Consider the following 19,724-nt stretch of genomic DNA (forward strand, 5'->3'; position numbering starts at 1 on the left):
CTGTGCTGCTATACCATTCGCGAAGGCAGGTCGTCGTTCGCACGGATTAGCCGTGCGAACGTCTCCGCAGCGCAGAAGCAGTGCTTCTGCGCTGAGCTGCTCAGCGCGCCAAATTGCCTTCGCGCGCTACGCTTTAAGCGCTCGGGCAGGTTGGCGCGCAAGCTAGGTAGAGATTCGAGATTTTTCGCAGCGGATGAAGCGAACCTCAGCATGAAATGGTGATTCGCTGAAGCAGCAAGAAAAATCGAGAATCTCGGTGATTAAAGACACGCAATTGTTCTAGATATTCAGAAGGTTTGATGTATTTCTCTACGAGCAATAAAAGAGGAGCGTAGAGACGGGACTTGCGAGGAGAGAAATACTCAAACCTCGCGCAATACCAAATAGGAAAATCGTTAGCGCTATATAAGCTCGCTATCTATATGATTCGCTTTGCACCAAAAATTGCAAAATGCTTAATGTCGTATAGTATTGAATCATGAGTTACGTATCTGAAAATTCTTTACACAATGCTGTGAATCTTGCTGCAACAGACCTCTTTACTTTTAGCTACAAGCACATTATTAAGCCGCACTTAGTGTTTAACATTCCGCCAGACGAAGCACACGACCGCATGATTGCATTTTGCAAAATAAGCGAGCGCATTCCTGGATTAATGTGGCTTTTGCGACAAATGCTTGACTACACAGATCCAATTTTACAAACGCAAGTTATGGGAGTAGATTTTGCGAATCCATTTGGCTTAAGCGCAGGACTCGATAAAAACTGCGATTTGTGCACAGTTCTAGACAACGCTGGTTTTGGATTTGAAACAGTTGGCTCCACAACCGCTCGTCCATGTGCAGGAAACGCTAAACCTTGGTATCATAGGCTTCCGCAATATGATTCACTTCTTGTTCATGCAGGTCTTGCAAACGATGGCAGCGAATTTGTGATTCCTAGAGTAGAAAAAGCATGGACGAATGCTAAAAGCATGCAAATTTCTATAAGCATTGCGCGAACTAACGATAATCTTGTTGGCGATTTAGACGAAGGCATTGAAGATTATCGCATATCTATGGAGCGCGCAAGTGGCAAAAGCTCGATGATTGAGGTTAATATTTCTTGCCCAAACACTATGGCTGGCGAACCTTTTAGTAATCCAGATGCTTTAGATAAGCTTTTTAGTGTTTTAGATAAAGTAAGCAGACCTCAGCCAACTCTTGTAAAAATGCCTTTGAACTTAAAGGGCGGATGGCCTCAATTTAAGTCTTTGTTAGACGTTTTAAGCGCACATAAGGTTGATGGCGTGAGCATTGCAAATTTGCGCAAGAATCGAGATGGACTAGATATTCCAGCAGATTGGAAAGGTGGAATCTCAGGGGCTCCAACATTTGCCGCAAGCAATGAGCTTATTAAGCGCACTAGAAGCGAGTTTGGATCCCGCTTTGCAATTGCTGGAATCGGCGGAGTATTTACCGCTGAACAAGCATATCAAAAGATTAGAAACGGCGCCGACTTAGTTATGTTCGTTTCTTCTCTTATGTACAGAGGCCCTCAACAAATTACAACGCTAAAGCGCGGTCTTGCAAAGATGCTTAGAAAAGACGGCTTTAATAGTGTTAAGGATGCTGTTGGAGTAGACGCGCTCTAGTCGAGTCACACTAGTGACATCACACTAGCAACAACACACTAACGAGTTCCGCCAGAATACGAGCTGGAGGTATCTCCACTGCTGGAGTCACCAGAATATTGGTCTTGCCTTCCGTCGCCCGTTGCGTAGCGTCCGTTTGTAGCAGCATCTTGTTGCGAGTTTTGATCACCTTGCGCACTCTGATCGCTTTGCGAACCCTGGCTTTGCTCTTGAGCTGCCTGCCTGCGCGCTTCTTCTTCCCTATCGCGCTGTTGTTGCAACTCATATTGCCTGCGCATCTGCTCGCTAGTCAACGGCATTTTTCCGCCAGCCATATACTTTGGATCTGGCTTTCCGTAATCGTTATCCATAGGCGTGTTAGATGCCTTTAGGTACGTATCCATAAACTTTTTCCAAGCAGGCATAGCAATGTAGGTACCATACCATGTGCTGTGGTAGACGCCATTAATGCGCATGTTGTTAAAGCTTTTTTGAACTTCCGCATTTCCAACCGCAATAAACGCAGATACCTTGTTTGGCACAAATCCAGCTGTTGCCATGTAAAACTCTTCGTTAGTACCAGTTTTAGTAAACGTTTTTCGTCCACCTTCTAGCTGAGCCATATGCGCAACACCAGTTGGCTGAACAACGCCTTGATTAATAGCGTATGCTGCCGTTTGAGCAACCTTCTTTGGTATTGCTTGATGGCAATTAGCGCTAGGAACACGCAAACGCTTACCATTCTTGTCTACTACACGCTTAATGGCTATAGGATCGCATTGAACGCCATCAGCTGCGATTGTTGCATAAACATTTGCCATTGTAAGCGGCGAAGCTTGCACAGCACCAATCAGCATAGGAGGATTGAACGAGTTCTTAGAAAACACATCTTCTTGACCCAATGGCGAATTGTGATACCCCAACGTTTTAGCTGCTTCCGCAACAGCGCAAAGCTTAAGCTGGGTTCCCATTGCTGCCTGAATAGTGTTATGAGAATGAACAAGACCCATTAAAGGCGTTTCTGGGCTAACACTACCGCCGCCAGAATTTTGAACAGACCAGCGCCCAATTCCACGGTACCTTGCGCAAGAAAAATCAGTGTTGTTATAAAGCATGCTTGTTCTTAGAGGCTGATTAATCGACTTTCCAGCAAGCAGCCAAGCAACAATGTTAATTGGCTTCCACGTAGAACCAATCTGCCAACCTAAACCTCCGCCGTCTCGCTCGTCTACAGCGTAGTTAATCGCAGTGTGCGTAGGGTCTGATTTTGCTGCATCTGTAGCGTCGTAAATACGGTTGCTTCCAAATCCAAGTACTTCTCCAGTTCCAGGCTTAATCGCAGCAATCGAAACTTCAAAACCGCTTGGATCGTTGATTGGAACAGTAGCCCTAGCTGTGTCCATTGCAGAAGAGTTTGCAAGAATATCCATTGTTGTGTAAATGTCTAATCCGCCTTCGTTAAGAAGCTTTTGACGCGCAACAGTGGTTTTACCAAACTCGCGAGAATTCAATATTTTTTTAGTAACGTAATCGCAGAAGAATGCAGCGTCTCCAGCAGCTTGGCATCCAACATTTGCAACTTCATGCTGAATATTAAGCGTATCTTTAATTGGAATTTTTGCAGCATCATCATGCTCTTTTTGGCTTATAAAATTCTGCCTAAGCATTAAATCAAGAACAATATTCCTTTGCTTTTGCGATTCTGGCCAATTTTCTTCTATAGAAGGATCATACCTAGAAGGATTTTTTGTGATTGATGCAATCGTTGCCGCTTGAACAAGATTAAGCTTTGCTGCAGTAGTGTTAAAGTAGCGCTTTGCAGCTGTTTCTACACCATAAAGATTATTACTACCGAATTGCGCAACGTTTAAGTAACCCTGCAAAATCTCTAACTTTGAGTATTTTTTCTCCATTTGAATTGCGATTAGCATTTCTCGCAATTTTCTAGCAACAGTACTTTCTGCAGCATGATATTCCGATATAGGATCGTTATCTTCCCTAGCTTTAATCATAAGAACGTTTTTAACGTACTGCTGCGTTAAGGAAGAACCACCTTGCATATCTGACTTTTTAATAAACGTTTGCACAAACGCACGCATAACGCCTTGAACATCTACGCCAGAATGTTCAAAGAATCGTCGATCTTCTCGAGCAACCATTGCTTGTTGCATATATTGCGATATTCGCCTAAGCGGCACAACAGTGCGGTTTTGAGCATAAAAAGTGGCAATAACAGTTTTGCCATCGGAAGCGTATAATCGCGATTTTTGAGGCAAAGCAGTAACGTCAAAATCAATACCATCTACCCTAAGAGAAGGCACAACAGACTTAACAACGCTGTTTATGCTCATTACCCCTGGAACAAATAGAATACTAGAAGCTACACCACCTGCAACACACAAAGTGATGTACGTAAGAAACAGTGCGAGTACTCTACGAGTTGTTAGGGATTTCTTTTTAGGCATGCGTACTATTCTAGAGGCTTGCCTCTACGTTGCGGCACGCAAAAATCGCGATTTACAAGATTTACGCGATTTGCACGATTTGCATGATTTGCACGATTTATCTTTCTGCTCGGCGAATCAACATTCCAGGCTCGTAAATAATAATCGACCTTCCGTGCCTTTTAATCCAACCTCTTTGCGCAAAATCCATCAACGCTTTATTAACTGTTTCTCTAGAAGATCCAACCAATTGCGCAAGCTCTTCTTGAGTTAAATCGTGAGGAACAAGCACGCCTTCTCTAACAGGCTCTCCAAATCTAGAAGCAAGGTTCAAAAGCGTTTTTGCTAATCTTGCTGGAACGTCCATAAAAACAAGATCAGAAATATGCTCGTTGTTTGCTCTTAAGCGAGCAGCTAAAACTTGAAGCATATCTACAGCAACTCGCGGATGATGACCTAACCAGTTAAAAAGTACTTCATTTTCTAGCCACAGCACGCGAGTTTTATCTGTAATAGCAATCGCAGATGCCGTGCGCGGCCCACCATACGGGTCAAAAACAGGAATCTCCCCAAGAATTTCTCCATGCGTGTGAATGCTAAGCAATTGCACACGATTATCTCTAGAATGACGAACAAGCTTAACGCGTCCGCGCTCCAAAAGATACATGCGGCGATCCGTATCTCCTTCGTTAAAAATCGCCTGCCCCTTAGAAAAAACCGACTCATGCAAGTGTTCTAGCAGCTCCCTCGCTTGATCTAGTGGCACTTGCTTAAATAACGCTGTATGCGTTAACGGAAGGTCTTCCGCATAGGGCTTATCTGGCTTAATTCTTACCACAATCAGCCTCCAATGTGTTTTAAGGATATTCTACGAAATACCCATGGCATCTAAACACCACGCGTTTTCGTAGCAAACTTCTTCCCACTTTTTATATCTGCCAGAGCCTCCGCCGTGGCCACCTTCTGTTTCAATGCGCGCAATCGCATCCGCTCCAGCCGCTTGCAATCGCGCAAGCCACTTAAGCGGCTCCGTAACAAGAACGCGAGTGTCGTTAATCGAAGACGTTATAAGAATCTTTGGAAAATCTCCTTGCTCAATATGCTCAGGCACATTCTCGTAAGGCGTATACGACTTTAGATACGCGTAATCTTGCGCATTGTGCAACGGATCTCCCCACTCGTCCCACTCGGTAACAGTAAGCGGCAGCGATTCGTCTAACATAGATGTAAGCGCGTCTACAAAAGGAACGTCCGCTTCGATTCCTGCGTAGCATTGCGGAGCCATATTTGCCACAGCTCCCATAAGAAGGCCGCCTGCGGAACCACCATTTGCAACAGTCTGATTCGCATCAGCATAACCTGCTTGTTGCAAAGCGCGCGTAACATCTACAAAATCTTCAAAAGTGTGTTTTTTATTGCGCCGTCTGCCATTCTCATACCACGCGCGACCCATTTCTCCGCCGCCTCGCACATGAACTTGCGCAAAAAGCACGCCTCTGTCTAGCATGCTTAAACGCGCAACAGAAAAATACGGATCGCTGCTAATCTCGTACGCTCCGTAAGCGGTTATAAACATTGCGTTCGTTTTTGCAACAGCGTCTTTTTTCCAAACTAGCGAAACTGGCACGCTCTCGCCGTCTCGAACTTTAACCCACACTCGTTTTTCTGCGTAGTCGTTTTCGTTAAAATCGCCTAAAATTTTCCCGCGCTTAAGTAAAACACTTTTACCTGTTGCTGGGTCTAGTTCTTTTAACGCTCCAAGAGTTGCGTAACTTGAGCAAGAATAACGTATTTTTGGCGCTTCATAACACGGATTTCCCGTTGCTCCAATAAGGCTGATTCGACTATTTTTTGCTTGTTCAAGACTTATTTTAGACAATTCTTTGCGAGCGCTAGTGGAACGGAAGCTTGCGACTTTTGCGCAAGAATCGCAAGAAACTAACGAATCGCAAGAAGCCGCAGACTCGCAAGAATCTTCTACAAACCCGTCTTCTTTTACAAGGCGGAATCTCCATGGGCAGCCTGCCTTAAAATCTTCAACAGCATTGCTTTTAGTCATAACAGCAAGCTGAGGCAAGCCATTCGCGCGGAAAGAAAGAGCAACGTAATTTTTATAAACGCTTAAACCATCTACGCTCAAGCCGCGCAATCCTTGCAAAATCTTAGGATTTTTGCTGTTGTAATACGGCGCACTAATGGCCTTTTTACTCGCGCCTTTTTCTATTAAATCGCCATTTTGGCATCCGTATGGAGACCCTTGCGCAATGCAATAACCTTCGCCAATGTTAAATGGCATCGAATCTGCAGAGTATTTTCGCAAATCTATAACATCAATTTGAAAATTAGGATTTTTAAGATTGTGGCTTACAAACATTAGTGGAATATCTTTGCCATCTTGCCCAGCATTTTCAAAGCACGCAAACGAAACGTCGTATTCTACGTTTTCTATAGGCTTAAGCACCATTCTAAAATCGCCTTCTGGAGTGCTTAGAGGCAACATTAACACGCGTGAAGTGGTTTTAGAGCTGCTGTTTATAATAACGCTTCGCTCGTCGAAGCTTTCGTACACGCTAACAAAAAAGCGTTCGTCTAAATCTTCAAAAACTTTAACGTCATTTTCTACACTTGTTCCAACCTTATGCCTAAACACTTGGTATGGCCTCCAAGCACTATCTAAAGTTACGTAGAAAACCCATTTTCCATCTGGTGTTAAAAGCGCAGAAGATATGCCTTTTATGCAATCCGAAAGTGTTACAAAACTATTGTTATAGCGAGTGATGTAATCGGCACTTTCGCTACCATTTTCTTCGATATTTTCGCCATTTTTGCAATCAAAATCGCCACTTTTCTCCGCGCAAAAATCGCGAATATAAAAGTCAAATCTTTCATCGCCCTTAGAATCAACTCCAAACAGCATTCGCTTACCGTCTAAGCTAATATCCATTCCGCCAAGCTGAAAGAATCCGCCATTAAAACGGTTAGCTTCTATATTTGCGTCAAAAATAACCTCTTCGCATGGCGTTTGACCAGCATGAGCGCGCTCATCTATAACAGGTGGATTCCAATCATCTTCGCTCTTAATTTTCATACGGCATTGAACGCCATATTGCTTTCCTTCTTCTGTTCTAACGTAATACCAATAGCCATCCATGCGAGTTGGAACCGACATATCTGTTTCTTGAACACGACTTTTTAGCTCGCTGAACAAATGTTTACGTAAAGGCTCTAAACTAGAAACGCGTTTGCTAGTGTACTCATTTTGAGCATCAATATACTCGCGCAACTCCTTGGATTTAGTGTTACTCATCCACGCATATTCGTCTACAAACACATCGTTGTGGAACTTACGAACGTAGTCAACTCGTTTTGCAAGAAGTGGCTTTTTAGCAGTATTAAAATCACCAACTTTTAGCGAATTATCTTCCATTTATAACCTTTACAATCTTTATGATCTTTACAACACTTACAACACTTAAAATATTTACAACACTTAGAACACTTAAAATCAGTCTTTGATTAAAATCATTCTTTGCTATTAACAGAATCCATAATAAACGGAATCATAATATCTTCTAGCAAATTGCCATTTTGAGCAGCAAAGAATGGAACACCTTCAAAAGTACCAGCTGCACCCTTAGCTTCAACAAAAATATCATTGCAAGTTTTAGCAACTCTAGAAGATGCAAGAGTCACACCAAAATTCTTAGACATGCTTCGCCTAAAATCAACCAAAGTTGCGTCTTTTTTAAGCTGACGTATGCCAACAGCAAGAACGCGATTTGGGAATTTTTCAATGATTTTTGCATAAGTCGAAGGGTCTTTTTGACCGTCATCTCCAATAAGAACAAATCGCATGTCTGGAAAATCATCCATAAGCTGTTGAGCAAACTCGAGCTTGTGCTGTGGTCCAGTTGGAACAAAAGTCTTAGGACGCGGGTCTAAATCCCTAAGAAGAAGAGGTCCTGCAGGAAAACCTTCGCGCAAAATAAAGTGTCGAATTGAAGCTTCCACATTCCAAGGAGAATTGGAAAGGTAGAAGAAAGGGGTGCTAGGAATTGAATCCTTAATACGCCTAAAAAAGTGACTCATTCCATCAACAGCATGCCTATGTTCAGGATTCATAATAAGCAAATTGTAAGCAGCTCTAAGAGGAGAAGGCGCTTGAGTGACCATAATAGTATCGTCAACGTCGGAAATAATACCTAAAGGCGTTTGCTCCGATATAACAAACATGCTTGCTTCAACAGGATTGCGATTATCAACCTTGTACGAAACCTTGTGTTCACCTGGCAAAAGCGACCTTTCGGTAACCAAATCCAAGTAACCCGAACAATCCGAAACGCAATATTCTGCGCTACTGTTATACGCAGAATCTGGCTTATCGTACACGGAAGAATCGCCAACTTGCGCCCATTCAACAGCAACGTTATCAATACTTAGAGCAACCTTAACACGAATTGCAGGAACAACAAGCATCGCGTAAATACCGCGCTTTAAAGCGGAATGATGACCAGCTTTAGGCGCTAGAACAGTTCGGCAAATCAAGCGCGCGTAGCGATCTGTACCGTAACCAATGTATGGCTCAACGCTAGGAAACCATCCAAAATGCCGAGCGATTTTGCCACTTATGCGCACCCAAAGTCCAAAGCTAGACGTTGCAAACTTTCTAGCAAATTGAACAATCGGAGGTTTTTTATCTAAGCGCTCTTCGCTAGAAGGAGCATCAAACAGCGTTTCTGTAACACGAACCTGAATCGGAGTGCTACTAACTCTTCTAGATGCAGCAGGCAAATCGCCCTTCAAATTTGCTGCTTTATTAGCGTACTGGTCCATCTGGTTGTTCTCCAACAACTTCCACAACTGTTCCGCGAGGGCAGTTTTCAAACACCCACTTTGCATCTTGCTCATACATGTTTATGCATCCATGAGAACCGTACTTTGCAGGATATCCTTGAGATATACCAACATTGTTCCAAAGAGCTGTGTGGAATGAGATTCCGCCGTTAAAGTAGCTAACCCAAGTAATTCCAGGCAAGAAATACCTAGAGCCGTTTCGGTTAAATCCGCGCATATCTTGCACTCGGTAGCGCAAGTAAATAAAGTACGTTCCGTTTGGCGTTTCGTAATAACCGTTTGAGCCACTGCAAACTGGGAATGTTTTAAGAAGCTGATCGTCTTTGTAAACGCTTATTGTTTGGTTTGACTTGTTAACAACAACGCGCATGTCAACAGTCTTTTTTTCGATTCCAAACTTAACAACGTTTGTTGGAACACTAAGCTTTGCATCTGCCGACTTTTCTACAGCTTGAACAACTTTATTTGCAAAGTCTTTAGAATACTTAACTTCTATGCCGTTTTCACCCTTAAGCGTTGTTAATATAAACTTTCCTTGCTTGTTGTATGTATCTTCTTGGTCTACTTTTTGTTGATTAAGATTCTTAGCAAGCTCTTTAGAAAGCCATGCGTTGGCAGCAGACGAATCAACCTTGTACGAAATCTTCTTTTTTGCACAATCTGCATCAATCTTAATCCAAGATGCTAAAACAGCCTTTGAAAGCGTAAAATCTTTTGAATCGCCATTATCTAACGTAATTTTTTTAGATAGCAAATTATTGAGTTGATCAACAGTTTTCTGCGCTACATCACGCTTAATTGGAGCTTCTACCTTACGAGAGCCAACCGTAACTTTTACTGTTTTACCAGGATTTTCTAGAACGCGCTTAATTGCCTCACGAACTGGCAAAGTTATAATCGTACGGCCTGGAACACCATCTTCTACAACATAAGAGTTAGAAGAAGAATCGAACTTAGCTGTATACGGCATTGCCCTATCTTTTTCGCTAACAAACTTTTTAACAATGTACGCGTCCATGCTTTCGTTGTCTAACTTGGCTTTAAGCCCAACGTTTTCTTGCAACCAAGGCATAAGCATTGTAAACACGTTATTGTGCTTTGCGCGCATAACGTTTTGCACAGTTGCGCTTTTATCTACACTTACCGATAAGTCTTTAAGTGTTTCAACAGAGCTTTTTCCAGAATCGTCTTTAATCTCAATCTTTGTGTTTTCAATCGCCCTATTTACAGCATCTGTGACTTTTTCAATCTGCGCGCCCGAAACTTCACTGCTGCCAGCAAAATGCACTCCAGGAGCAACACGGTTATGGAAGTATGCTTGCGACCCTACAAAAGCCGCAACTACAAGTATTAAGAAAATAATAAACGAGTAAAGCAATACAAGCGCAGACTTATTGCCTTTAACACGTTTTTTCGATACTTCAAATTGTTCAGTATCGTCGGATTCAAAAACGCTCATATTATTTTCTTGCGATTCAGACATAACTTTAAACCCCTGCTAGTTCTACGCGCAAAACGCATGGTGCAAGCTTATCACTTGCTTAGCATATAAAAATCATATAAATGGCACTAACTAAGCAAACATGCCAACGTCAAAATGTAATTAAGCGCATAATCAAGCTCATAATCAATGCGCTAATCAAATGCCGCAACGCGCTAAATAACGCAATAAGTGATGAAAATGTAAAGAAATAATCAAATTTTATAAATATTGTCAAAATAATGTCCATATATTAAAGATGTGTGCAAGAATAATAAATATGCCAGATATGCCAATTCAAGCAACAATTGCGTTAATGGTGATTGTTTTTGCGCTAGTTTTTGCGCCATTCGTCATCATGATAGTTACGCGTACCCTGAAGAAGCATCATTTAGCAGAAAAACTGGCAGAAAGGCATGGAGACAGCGTTCACTATGCTTTTATACTAAATCCTTCTAAACCGCAAGCCGAAGAATACCGAAAAAGCATTAAAGATTACTGTGCTTCTAACAATCTTACTTACGAAATAATAGATACACAGCTTAATAAAGACGGGCGCGAATGCGCGCTAGAAGCTTTGAAAAATGGCGCAAACGTTGTTGTTGCAGTTGGCGGAGATGGCACTGTTAGAACGGTTGCGAGCGCAGTTAGCGGAACGAACCACGCAATGGGGATAATTCCAATTGGAACGGGAAATTTGTTTGCGCGAAACATGGGGATTCCTGTAGACAATGTTCAAGCTGCGCTAAGGGTGGCCACTAGCCATGGATCTAGGTTTGTTGACGTTGGTCGCGTTTTTATACTCGATAAGCCGTACGAAGACCACGGTCACGCGTTTTTGATTATTGCGGGAATTGGATTCGACGCGCTTATGATAGACGACACTAATCCTGCACTTAAAAAGAACATAAGCTGGCTTGCATACTTTGTTGCAGGTGTTAAACACTTATTTGCGCCAAAATACCGCGGAGACGTTACTTTTACGCGCAAAGATGGAACGGATTACACATCTAGTGCAATATCTTTCCGCACGCTTATGGCTGGAAATTGCGGCCAGATTCCAATGTTTTCACTTATGCCAGATGCAGCTTACGACGATGGCATACTCGACTTTGAGATTATTGACACTTCTGGCGGATTAATTGGATGGGCTAACTTGTTTGGAGATGTTGTGCACCAAACCGTTACAGGAAAAGCGCAACAAAGCCCACTTTCTACAAACTCCAAGATTGACCAATCGCAGGGTGTTGAAGCCGAAGTTAAGCTAGAACGGCCTGCTCCCGTGCAGGTTGATGGAGATATTTTAGGCTACACAAAACACTTGCGTTTTAGTGTAGATAAACGAGCATTATGCGTGCGCGTGCCAGAGAGTTTGCAATCTTCTTTAACTCAAAATACCGCCGACTTACGTTAAAATACCGCCGCCGTGGCAAAATAAAAAATTATGGTAGCAAAAAATGCGGGAATGCCCGCCACCCCAGAAGATCTAGTAGACGTTGACGCTTTGATTGGCGCTTACTACGATGAAGTTCCAAATTCCAATATTCCAGAACAGCGCGTTATTTTCGGCACGTCTGGTCACCGTGGTTCTGCGTTAAAAACTTCGTTTAACGAAGCTCACATTGTTGCAATCACACAAGCCATTGCCGAATATCGCAAGAAGGCTGGCGTAACTGGCCCACTTTATATTGGTAGAGATACGCACGCTCTTTCCGAGCCTGCTCAAAAAACCGCTATTGAGGTTTTGGTTGCTAACGGCGTTCACGTTCGTGTGGACTCGCGCGGCGACTTTGTTCCAACGCCTGTTGTGTCGCAAGCTATTTTGACGCATAATCGCGCAGCTGATGGCACTCAGCGTTTTAGCGGCGAAGGTTTGGCAGATGGCATCGTAGTAACTCCTTCACACAATCCTCCAACCGACGGCGGTTTTAAGTACGACCCTGTAACTGGCGGCCCTGCCCCAGCAGACGTAACTAATGCGATTGCAAACCGCGCAAACGAATTGCTCGACAATTACAAGTCCGTTAAGCGCGTGCCTTTCGAGGAAGCAATCAAGTCTGATTTGGTTGAAGGCTTCGATTACCGCGAACACTACGTTAGCGATTTAGCAAACGTTATTGACTTCGATGTAATTCGCTCTAGCGGTGTGCGCTTGGGAATTGACCCACTCGGCGGCGCAAGCGTAAACTACTGGCCACTTATGAACGAAAAGTACGGCTTAAACATTGGCGTTGTGCGCCCAGATGTTGACCCAACTTGGCGATTCATGACAATTGACCACGATGGCAAGATTCGTATGGATCCAAGCTCCCCTTACGCAATGAAGGGCTTAGTTGATCAGCTTAACGCTGGCGCTTGGGATAAGTACGATTTAGTTGGCGGCACCGATCCAGATGCTGACCGCCACGGAATTGTGTGCCCTAACTGGGGCGTTATGAACCCGAACCACTACATTGCAGTGTGCGTGGAGTACTTGTTCGGCGGCGCTCGCCCAGATTGGCCAAAGAATACTGCTATCGGCAAGACGCTTGTGTCTTCTTCTTTGATTGACCGCGTAGCTGCTTCTATTAACGCTAAGCTTGTGGAAGTTCCTGTTGGCTTTAAGTGGTTTGTTGACCCACTCTTTAGTGGCGAAGTTGCTTTCGGCGGCGAGGAAAGCTCTGGCATGAGCTTCTTGCGCAAGGATGGCCGCGTGTGGACAACCGATAAGGATGGCTTGATTCCTGATTTGCTCGCTGCAGAAATCACTGCAAAGACTGGCAAGAATCCTGCTCAGCTTCATCAAGACCAGGTTGCTCGCTTTGGCGAAAGCTGGTACAAGCGCGTAGATACTCCAACCACTCTTGAGCAAAAGCAAAAGTTTGCAGCTCTAAGCGGAAACGACGTTGAAGCGACTAAGCTTGCTGGCGAAGATATTACTGCAAAGCTCACTGAGGCTCCTGGAAACGGCGCTAAGATTGGCGGCTTGAAGGTTACAACTAAGAACAATTGGTTCGCTGCTCGCCCATCTGGTACCGAGAACATTTACAAGGTTTACGCTGAGTCCTTCGTTTCTCCAGAAGCGCTAGATAAGGTGCTTGAGGAAGCTACTGCTGTAGTTGACAAGGCTTTAGCGTAACGCTTTAATTGCGATTAGTTAAAGTTAACAGCTTCTATATGCGCTGGTTGCTGATGCTGCCAGCGCATTTTTGAAAGGTTTTGCAATGATTGTTGTTTCTACAGACGGATCTGCTCTAGGAAATCCAAACGGATCAATGGGCTGGGCTTGGGCAGACCACATAGACGAAGCGGGCAACGCTCACGAGCACAATCACACTGGTAACGCGGATGCAGGCGGAGCTACTAACGGCACGAATCAAATAGGCGAATTATGCGCAGTTCTAGAAGCTTTGCGAGCACATCCTGGAAGCGAGCCTTTAACAATCGAAAGCGACTCGCAATATGCGATTAATTGTGCAACAACTTGGATTCATGGTTGGAAAAAGAACGGTTGGAAAAACTCCAAAAAAGAGCCTGTAAAAAATGCAGAACTTATTCGCGCAATCGATTCGGAGATTTGCAAGCGCAAAGGCTCCGTTAAGTTCGTTTGGGTTAAGGGTCATGCTGGAAACGCTGGAAACGAGAAAGTTGACGAGCTTGCTAGAACTTATGCCGAAGATTGCCGCAGCAAATTGAAGGATGGATATTTGCCACTAGAAGGGTGGAAATCGTTGATTTCTTCCTCATATTCAGATGGCGTTGACGTTCCGCAAGACGCAAAAATGCTATTGGATGGAAAAATTTCTAGTAGCGAATACCACATTGGCAGATGCGTTGGAGAAGATATTAATCCTGATTTTAATGGCAATAATACGCGTGAAACAGAGCGTGAAACATTTAGCGATACCACTAAATACGCAAATAACAACGCTGCTTGCGACTCATCTACGCAAATCATTAATACAAATGATGAATCGCCAGCAAATGATGAATCGAAAGCCGATGAAGATTCGCATGAAAATAACGAATCCAAAAATAGCGAATCCCAAAATAAATCAGAGCAAAAATATAAAGCAGTTCCAGGATTGCGCGTATGCGGAACATTGCAATTTACGCCTGCTCCAAACACAAGCCCAAGTTTTAACGGAAATCCACGATTTATAACAGGCACAATACAGTTAAGCGGATACGTTATGCCAGATGGCACTTTTAACTTAGAACCAACTGAATTTTATATGCAAACAAATGCTAAGAAATAACAGAACAAAATTCTTAAAGCAGACTAATATGTAATATGTATGAAACAGATGCGATTAGCAATCACTAAAAATCGCACATAATCGCGCAAAACAGCGCGGTAACAACCTGCAAAAGCAAGAAAGTAGGCACACATGGATAAAGCACAACAAGACGCGCTAAAGAAAGCAGCTGGCATTGAGGCCGCAAAAATCGTACAAAATGGCATGATGGTTGGACTTGGAACTGGCTCTACAGTGCGATTCTTGGTAGACGAGCTTGGTCGCAGAGTTAAGGAAGAAGGCTTAAGCTTTACTGGAGTTACAACTTCTCGCCGCACGCAAGAGCAGGCAGAAGGCTACGGCATTAAGATTCTTGACATTAACGATGTTGACCATATTGACGTTACGATTGACGGATCAGACGAAGTTGATAAGAACTTTAACGGCATTAAGGGCGGCGGCGCGGCTCTTCTTTGGGAAAAGATTGTTGCAATCAACTCCGATCGCATTGTGTGGATTGTAGACGCAAGCAAGGTTGTAGACACAATCGGCAAGTTCCCACTGCCTGTTGAAGTGATTCCATTTGGTTCTGCTCAAGTGATTCGCAAGTTCGAGAAGCGCGGATACAAGCCAGTTTTGCGCTTGGATGCAAACGGCAAAGAAGTGCGCACAGACGAGAACAACTTTGTTGTTGACTTGCATTTGGAGCGCATTGACCACCCACAAGAGCTTGCTAAAGACTTGATTGAAACTGTTGGCGTTGTTGAACACGGCCTGTTCTTGAACATGGTTGATACTGTGATTGTTGGAGATCCAAACGGTCCTCGCACGCTTACAAATCCAAATAAGTAAGCTGCATAATCCAGTCATAATCTAATATTTAACCAATCATTTCCCGAGAATGTATGTAAAATTAGTTAATTTGCATACGTTTTCGGGAAATTTTTTACAATCTTCAATCGCAATAAGTCAATCGAAATAAAAAAGCGCTGGAAAATCCAACGCTTTCAAAAGTGTTACGTGCCCAAACGGGCAGGCGCGCCAAACAGCATTACTTACGCTGATGACGAGTCTTACGCAGCAGTTTGCGGTGCTTCTTCTTGCTCATCCGCTTGCGGCGCTTCTTGATGACAGAACCCATCTGAAGCCTCCATTCATATGTAAAGTGTGCAACTTGCCTAATGTTACACCGTTTTGACGACTTTGGAAAATCCTAAAGCAAAGTTTTACAAAAACACATGCAAAACATGCGCAAAACCATACGTTAAACACATACAAAACACATACAAAACAGCTTATATTTTGCAAAGTTTACATTGGGAATTGCTTATAGAATCTTTCAACAGATTGCTTTGATCCAGTTAACTCAAACACAGCTGTGTCGTTTTGCCAAATGGCACTAGCTTTAGCTTTATTGCCCGACTCAGTCTTTAACACATAGCTGCCAGTGGTTTTCCCAGAAACTTGAATTTTTCCAGAAGCAACATCTACCCCACTTAATCCATCTAGCAAAAGCTCATATTGCTTATTCGCTAGGTCGCGACTGCTCCATTGAGCAACAACAAGCGAAACATCGCTTCCAGATTCTCCTGTTGAATACTTAACTGTGTATTCTTCTAAAGGAGAAGCCGAAGACCATTTTGCACTAGCAGAAGCATCAACACGAGCAAAATCAAGAACAGTATCTGGCATAGCTTTTAACAGAGCAGTAGAAGTGCTAGGCAAATCTTTAGCCTTAATAGATGGCGTTTTTGCAGAAGGCACATGCGTTTTAGCAGATTGCGCATTTTGCTGGTGATTTAACGCCCAACCTGGCCAAACAAACGCGGAAACAATTGCCAAAACAACAACTATTAATGCAACAATAAGCACTTTTCGTAAATTGTTATGAGACGCAGAAAATCCTTGCGAAGAAGTAGAAGAATTATTTGTATAAGAATTCATTTTTTACCCCACATAACACTGTTAAACATACTTGGATTATCTCACAAAAGTATGACGGCAAAATGTCTATAAATGCAGCTAGCGTCAAATCATGGCTGCAAAATCTTCTACTTATTACTTGTGCTCCGAATGTGGTTGGAGTGGGTCAAAATGGTACGGCCGCTGCCCAGAATGCGGCGAATGGGGTACACTAAGCGAGTTTAGCGAGCCAAAGTTGCAAAGTGGCGTTTCTAAAGCTTTAAGATCGTCTAGAAATTCAAGAAGCGCAAAAGCTAACGCGATTGCTGCGTTAAACATCGATTCCAGCGTAGACGCACAGCCGATTAGCAGCATTCAAGCAGATAATGGAATTAGAATACACACGGGATTTAGCGAATTTGACCGCGTTTTAGGAGGAGGGCTTGTTCCAGGGTCCGTAACGCTTATAGCAGGCGAGCCAGGAATCGGAAAGTCTACTCTGCTTTTAGAAACCGCTGGAAAAGTAGCTAAAAATGGCGGCGAATCCACTCAAAGCAACGAGTCTGCAACAAATTTAGTCTTATATATTTCTGGCGAAGAATCAAAGTCGCAAGTAAAATTGCGCGCGTCACGCATAAACGCTATAAGTCAAAATCTTCTTCTTGCTTCTACAACAGACTTAAACACAGCTTTAGCATTAATCGAAAAGTATAAGCCAACACTTGCAATTGTTGATTCAGCACAAACTATTGTTTCTAGCGATGTTGATGGCATTACAGGAGGCTCCACTCAAGTTAGAGAAGTAGCTAGCGCGCTTATTGACGTTGCTAAAACTTGTAATATTCCAGTGCTTTTAGTTGGTCACGTTACAAAAGACGGCTCGATTGCAGGCCCGCGCACGCTTGAGCATCTTGTAGACACAGTTTGCCAATTTGAAGGAGATAGTCAAACTGCATTGCGCATGCTTCGCGCTGTTAAAAATCGTTTTGGACCTACAGACGAAGTTGGATGCTTCGATATGAGTGGATGTGGAATTGAAGAAGTCCCCGACCCTTCTGGACTGTTTTTGTCTTCTAACGAGGATTGCAAAAACGAAGGCACATGCGTAACGCTTACTTTAGAGGGCAATCGAAGCCTTGCTATTGAGGTTCAAGCGCTTGTTACAGACTCTGTTCTACCTGCTCCTAGACGTGCGGTTTCGGGAGTAGATGCAAACAGAATCGCTATGCTTACAGCTGTTTTGTATAGGCATGGCGGATTGAATCTTCTTGCTAAAGACATTTACGTCTCTACGATTGCTGGCGCTAAGGCAAAAGAGCCTTCTTGCGATTTAGCAATAGTTGCATCTCTTGCAAGCGCTGCAAAAAATAAGCCAGTTTTGCCTTTTACATGCGCAATTGGCGAGATTAGCTTGACTGGCCAAGTTCGATCGGCTTCTAGAATGGAAACTAGACTTAAAGAAGCTGCAAGAATTGGCTATAAACGTGCGATTGTTTGCCATTTGCAAAAAAAGATTCACGTTGCAGGAATTGATGTAGTTGAAGTAAATAATCTTAAAGAAGCGTTGAAAGCGCTGGGATTGTAGGAGATTAATGGAGATTAATATGGTTGACTTTAGTAAATGGGCTTCGTTTACTTCGCAAAAAACTAATCGCTCGCTTGCAGGTTCACGAGTGTTTATCGAAGATGAAAATAAAGAAAACAACAACAGCAATAACATCAACAGCGGCAACAACGGCAACAATAGCAATGTGCAAAAATTCCTGCAAAACGCGCAATCCTGGGGAATAATTCCCGTAAATTCTAAGGAAGATGCTGATTTTTGCGTAAAAATATGCGCAAAAAACCTAGAGACCACCGTAGACGCACCTAATTTAAGCGGAAAAGATGCCATTGACTACGCGCAAAGCCACATGCCAGTAATGCGCACGCTACTTAACAATTTACAAGAAAACGGTCTTAATTTAGAAGGCGTTAGAATAGCTGTTTGCCTTGTTTTAGAGCCAAAAACAGCCGTGCTGCTAAGGGAGCTACACGCTCACGGAGCGATTGTTGGCGTATTTTGCGGCCCAGACGAAACCGACCAGAGAGTGGCAGATCAACTTAAAAAAGAGGGCATTTTAGTGCAAGCAAACCGCGATTGGTCTCCCGAGCAAACGCACGAAGGCGCTCTAAAACTTCTAGACGAAATACAGCCAGACATAATAATCGACGATGGTGCAAGTTTTGCGCGACTAGCAAGCCTAGAACGCCCACAAATCGCAGCAAATCTAATAGGCGTTGCCGAAGAAACAACAAGTGGAGTGCGCGCTTTTGAAGCAATGCAAAAAGCTGGGCACTTGCACTACCCCGTAATCGCAGTAAATAATAGCGCTCTAAAAACCGATTTTGACAATCGTCATGGAACTGGCGAAACATGCGTTACAACAATGCAACAAATTCTTGGAAGCGAATGCTTTGAAAACGCTAAAGTAACTGTTGTTGGATATGGACCAGTTGGCCGCGGATTTGCATTAAGAATACGCGCATTGGGTGCAAAAGTTACGATTTGCGATACAAATCCTGTTCAATCCTTACGCGCAGTTTTCGACGGATTTGAAGCTAAAAATCTTGAATGCGCTGTTAAAGAAAGCAATATAATTGTTTCTGCGACTGGAGTTCGTCACACTATTACATTGCAAAATATGCAAAACATGCAAGAAAACGCAATTTTGGCTGTTATTGGTGGAATTGCAAACGAGATTGCACTAGACGAAATCCCTGATTTTAAGCCAGTTGTTGGAACAGCACAAAGAAAAATCCAAGTTCCGCGCGGTCCTCAAATTACGCTAATAAGCGAAGGAGACGGCACAAATTACACTACAGGCGGCGGAAATCCTATTGAGATTATGGACTTTAGTTTTGCTGTTCAAGTAAGCGCGGTTGCGTATTTGCTAGAGCACAATGGCAATAAAGACGGCAATAAAAATGGCAATAAAAATAACGATAATCGCCTTGATTCTGGAATCTACCAATTGCCAGAAAGCTCCGATAATCAAATAGCAAGAATCGCACTAGCAAAACGCGGATATAGCGCAAGCGAATCCAATAAAAACAACGGCTACAAGTGGGATTTAACGCGATTTGCGGAAGAAGCAAATAGTTAGCATAAATCAATTAACCAAATCATAATAAATCTAAGCAATAATAGAATAAATAAAGCAAAAAGTAGTACA

Annotated in this window: 14 protein-coding genes; 7 read left to right on the forward strand and 7 right to left on the reverse strand. The window is 43.2% G+C overall.

The features are described from left to right. Window positions 1-478: 478 nt before the first annotated feature. Complete coding sequence (locus tag NYP67_RS00005) at window positions 479-1,633, forward strand: quinone-dependent dihydroorotate dehydrogenase (RefSeq protein ID WP_115761526.1); 1,155 nt, start codon at window positions 479-481, stop codon at window positions 1,631-1,633. 38 nt (window positions 1,634-1,671) lie between these two features. Here NYP67_RS00005 and NYP67_RS00010 read toward each other — a convergent pair whose 3' ends face one another. The 5 genes from NYP67_RS00010 to NYP67_RS00030 form a co-directional block, all read right to left on the reverse strand. Beyond that, complete coding sequence (locus tag NYP67_RS00010; protein ID WP_115761525.1) at window positions 1,672-4,077, reverse strand: transglycosylase domain-containing protein; 2,406 nt, start codon at window positions 4,075-4,077, stop codon at window positions 1,672-1,674. A gap of 97 nt (window positions 4,078-4,174) precedes the next feature. Beyond that, window positions 4,175-4,894, reverse strand: a complete 720-nt coding sequence (locus tag NYP67_RS00015) for a Crp/Fnr family transcriptional regulator (protein WP_004131732.1) — start codon at window positions 4,892-4,894, stop codon at window positions 4,175-4,177. Between the two features lie 30 nt (window positions 4,895-4,924). After that, the gene (locus NYP67_RS00020; protein WP_421781679.1) at window positions 4,925-7,483 is read right to left on the reverse strand and encodes a S9 family peptidase; all 2,559 of its coding nucleotides are present in this window, start codon (window positions 7,481-7,483) and stop codon (window positions 4,925-4,927) included. A 95-nt stretch (window positions 7,484-7,578) separates the two neighbouring features. After that, on the reverse strand, window positions 7,579-8,889 hold the full coding sequence (locus NYP67_RS00025; protein ID WP_421781681.1) for an App1 family protein: 1,311 nt from the start codon (window positions 8,887-8,889) through the stop codon (window positions 7,579-7,581). Further along, on the reverse strand, window positions 8,873-10,393 hold the full coding sequence (locus tag NYP67_RS00030; RefSeq protein ID WP_004131729.1) for a L,D-transpeptidase: 1,521 nt from the start codon (window positions 10,391-10,393) through the stop codon (window positions 8,873-8,875). Before NYP67_RS00030 ends, NYP67_RS00025 begins: the two co-directional genes overlap by 17 nt. 277 nt (window positions 10,394-10,670) lie before the next feature. Here NYP67_RS00030 and NYP67_RS00035 point away from each other — a divergent pair, with 277 nt between their 5' ends. The 4 genes from NYP67_RS00035 (at window position 10,671) to rpiA (ending at window position 15,459) form a co-directional block, all read left to right on the forward strand. Then, entirely contained in the window at window positions 10,671-11,804 is a 1,134-nt protein-coding gene (locus NYP67_RS00035) for a diacylglycerol/lipid kinase family protein (protein ID WP_060785873.1), read from the forward strand. 30 nt (window positions 11,805-11,834) lie between these two features. Then, a complete protein-coding gene (pgm, locus tag NYP67_RS00040; protein ID WP_101896494.1) occupies window positions 11,835-13,508 on the forward strand; it encodes a phosphoglucomutase (alpha-D-glucose-1,6-bisphosphate-dependent) in 1,674 nt (557 codons plus the stop codon). An 85-nt stretch (window positions 13,509-13,593) separates the two neighbouring features. Beyond that, window positions 13,594-14,628, forward strand: a complete 1,035-nt coding sequence (locus tag NYP67_RS00045; RefSeq protein WP_018642970.1) for a ribonuclease H family protein — start codon at window positions 13,594-13,596, stop codon at window positions 14,626-14,628. A gap of 132 nt (window positions 14,629-14,760) precedes the next feature. After that, on the forward strand, window positions 14,761-15,459 hold the full coding sequence (gene rpiA / locus NYP67_RS00050; RefSeq protein WP_004131725.1) for a ribose-5-phosphate isomerase RpiA: 699 nt from the start codon (window positions 14,761-14,763) through the stop codon (window positions 15,457-15,459). A gap of 199 nt (window positions 15,460-15,658) precedes the next feature. Here rpiA and NYP67_RS00055 read toward each other — a convergent pair whose 3' ends face one another. Both NYP67_RS00055 and NYP67_RS00060 read right to left on the reverse strand, forming a co-directional pair. Further along, entirely contained in the window at window positions 15,659-15,748 is a 90-nt protein-coding gene (locus NYP67_RS00055) for a 30S ribosomal protein bS22 (protein WP_004268639.1), read from the reverse strand. A 170-nt stretch (window positions 15,749-15,918) separates the two neighbouring features. Next, complete coding sequence (locus tag NYP67_RS00060; protein WP_004131724.1) at window positions 15,919-16,551, reverse strand: hypothetical protein; 633 nt, start codon at window positions 16,549-16,551, stop codon at window positions 15,919-15,921. Window positions 16,552-16,642: 91 nt separating this feature from the next. On the opposite strand from NYP67_RS00060, the gene radA reads away from it, so the two are divergent. Together radA and NYP67_RS00070 are read left to right on the forward strand one after the other, a co-directional pair. Further along, a complete protein-coding gene (gene radA / locus NYP67_RS00065; protein WP_004133415.1) occupies window positions 16,643-18,094 on the forward strand; it encodes a DNA repair protein RadA in 1,452 nt (483 codons plus the stop codon). Window positions 18,095-18,113: 19 nt separating this feature from the next. Further along, entirely contained in the window at window positions 18,114-19,655 is a 1,542-nt protein-coding gene (locus NYP67_RS00070; protein WP_050543310.1) for an adenosylhomocysteinase, read from the forward strand. Window positions 19,656-19,724: the final 69 nt, after the last annotated feature.

The sequence above is a fragment of the Gardnerella sp. c23Ub_4 genome (assembly GCF_055804115.1).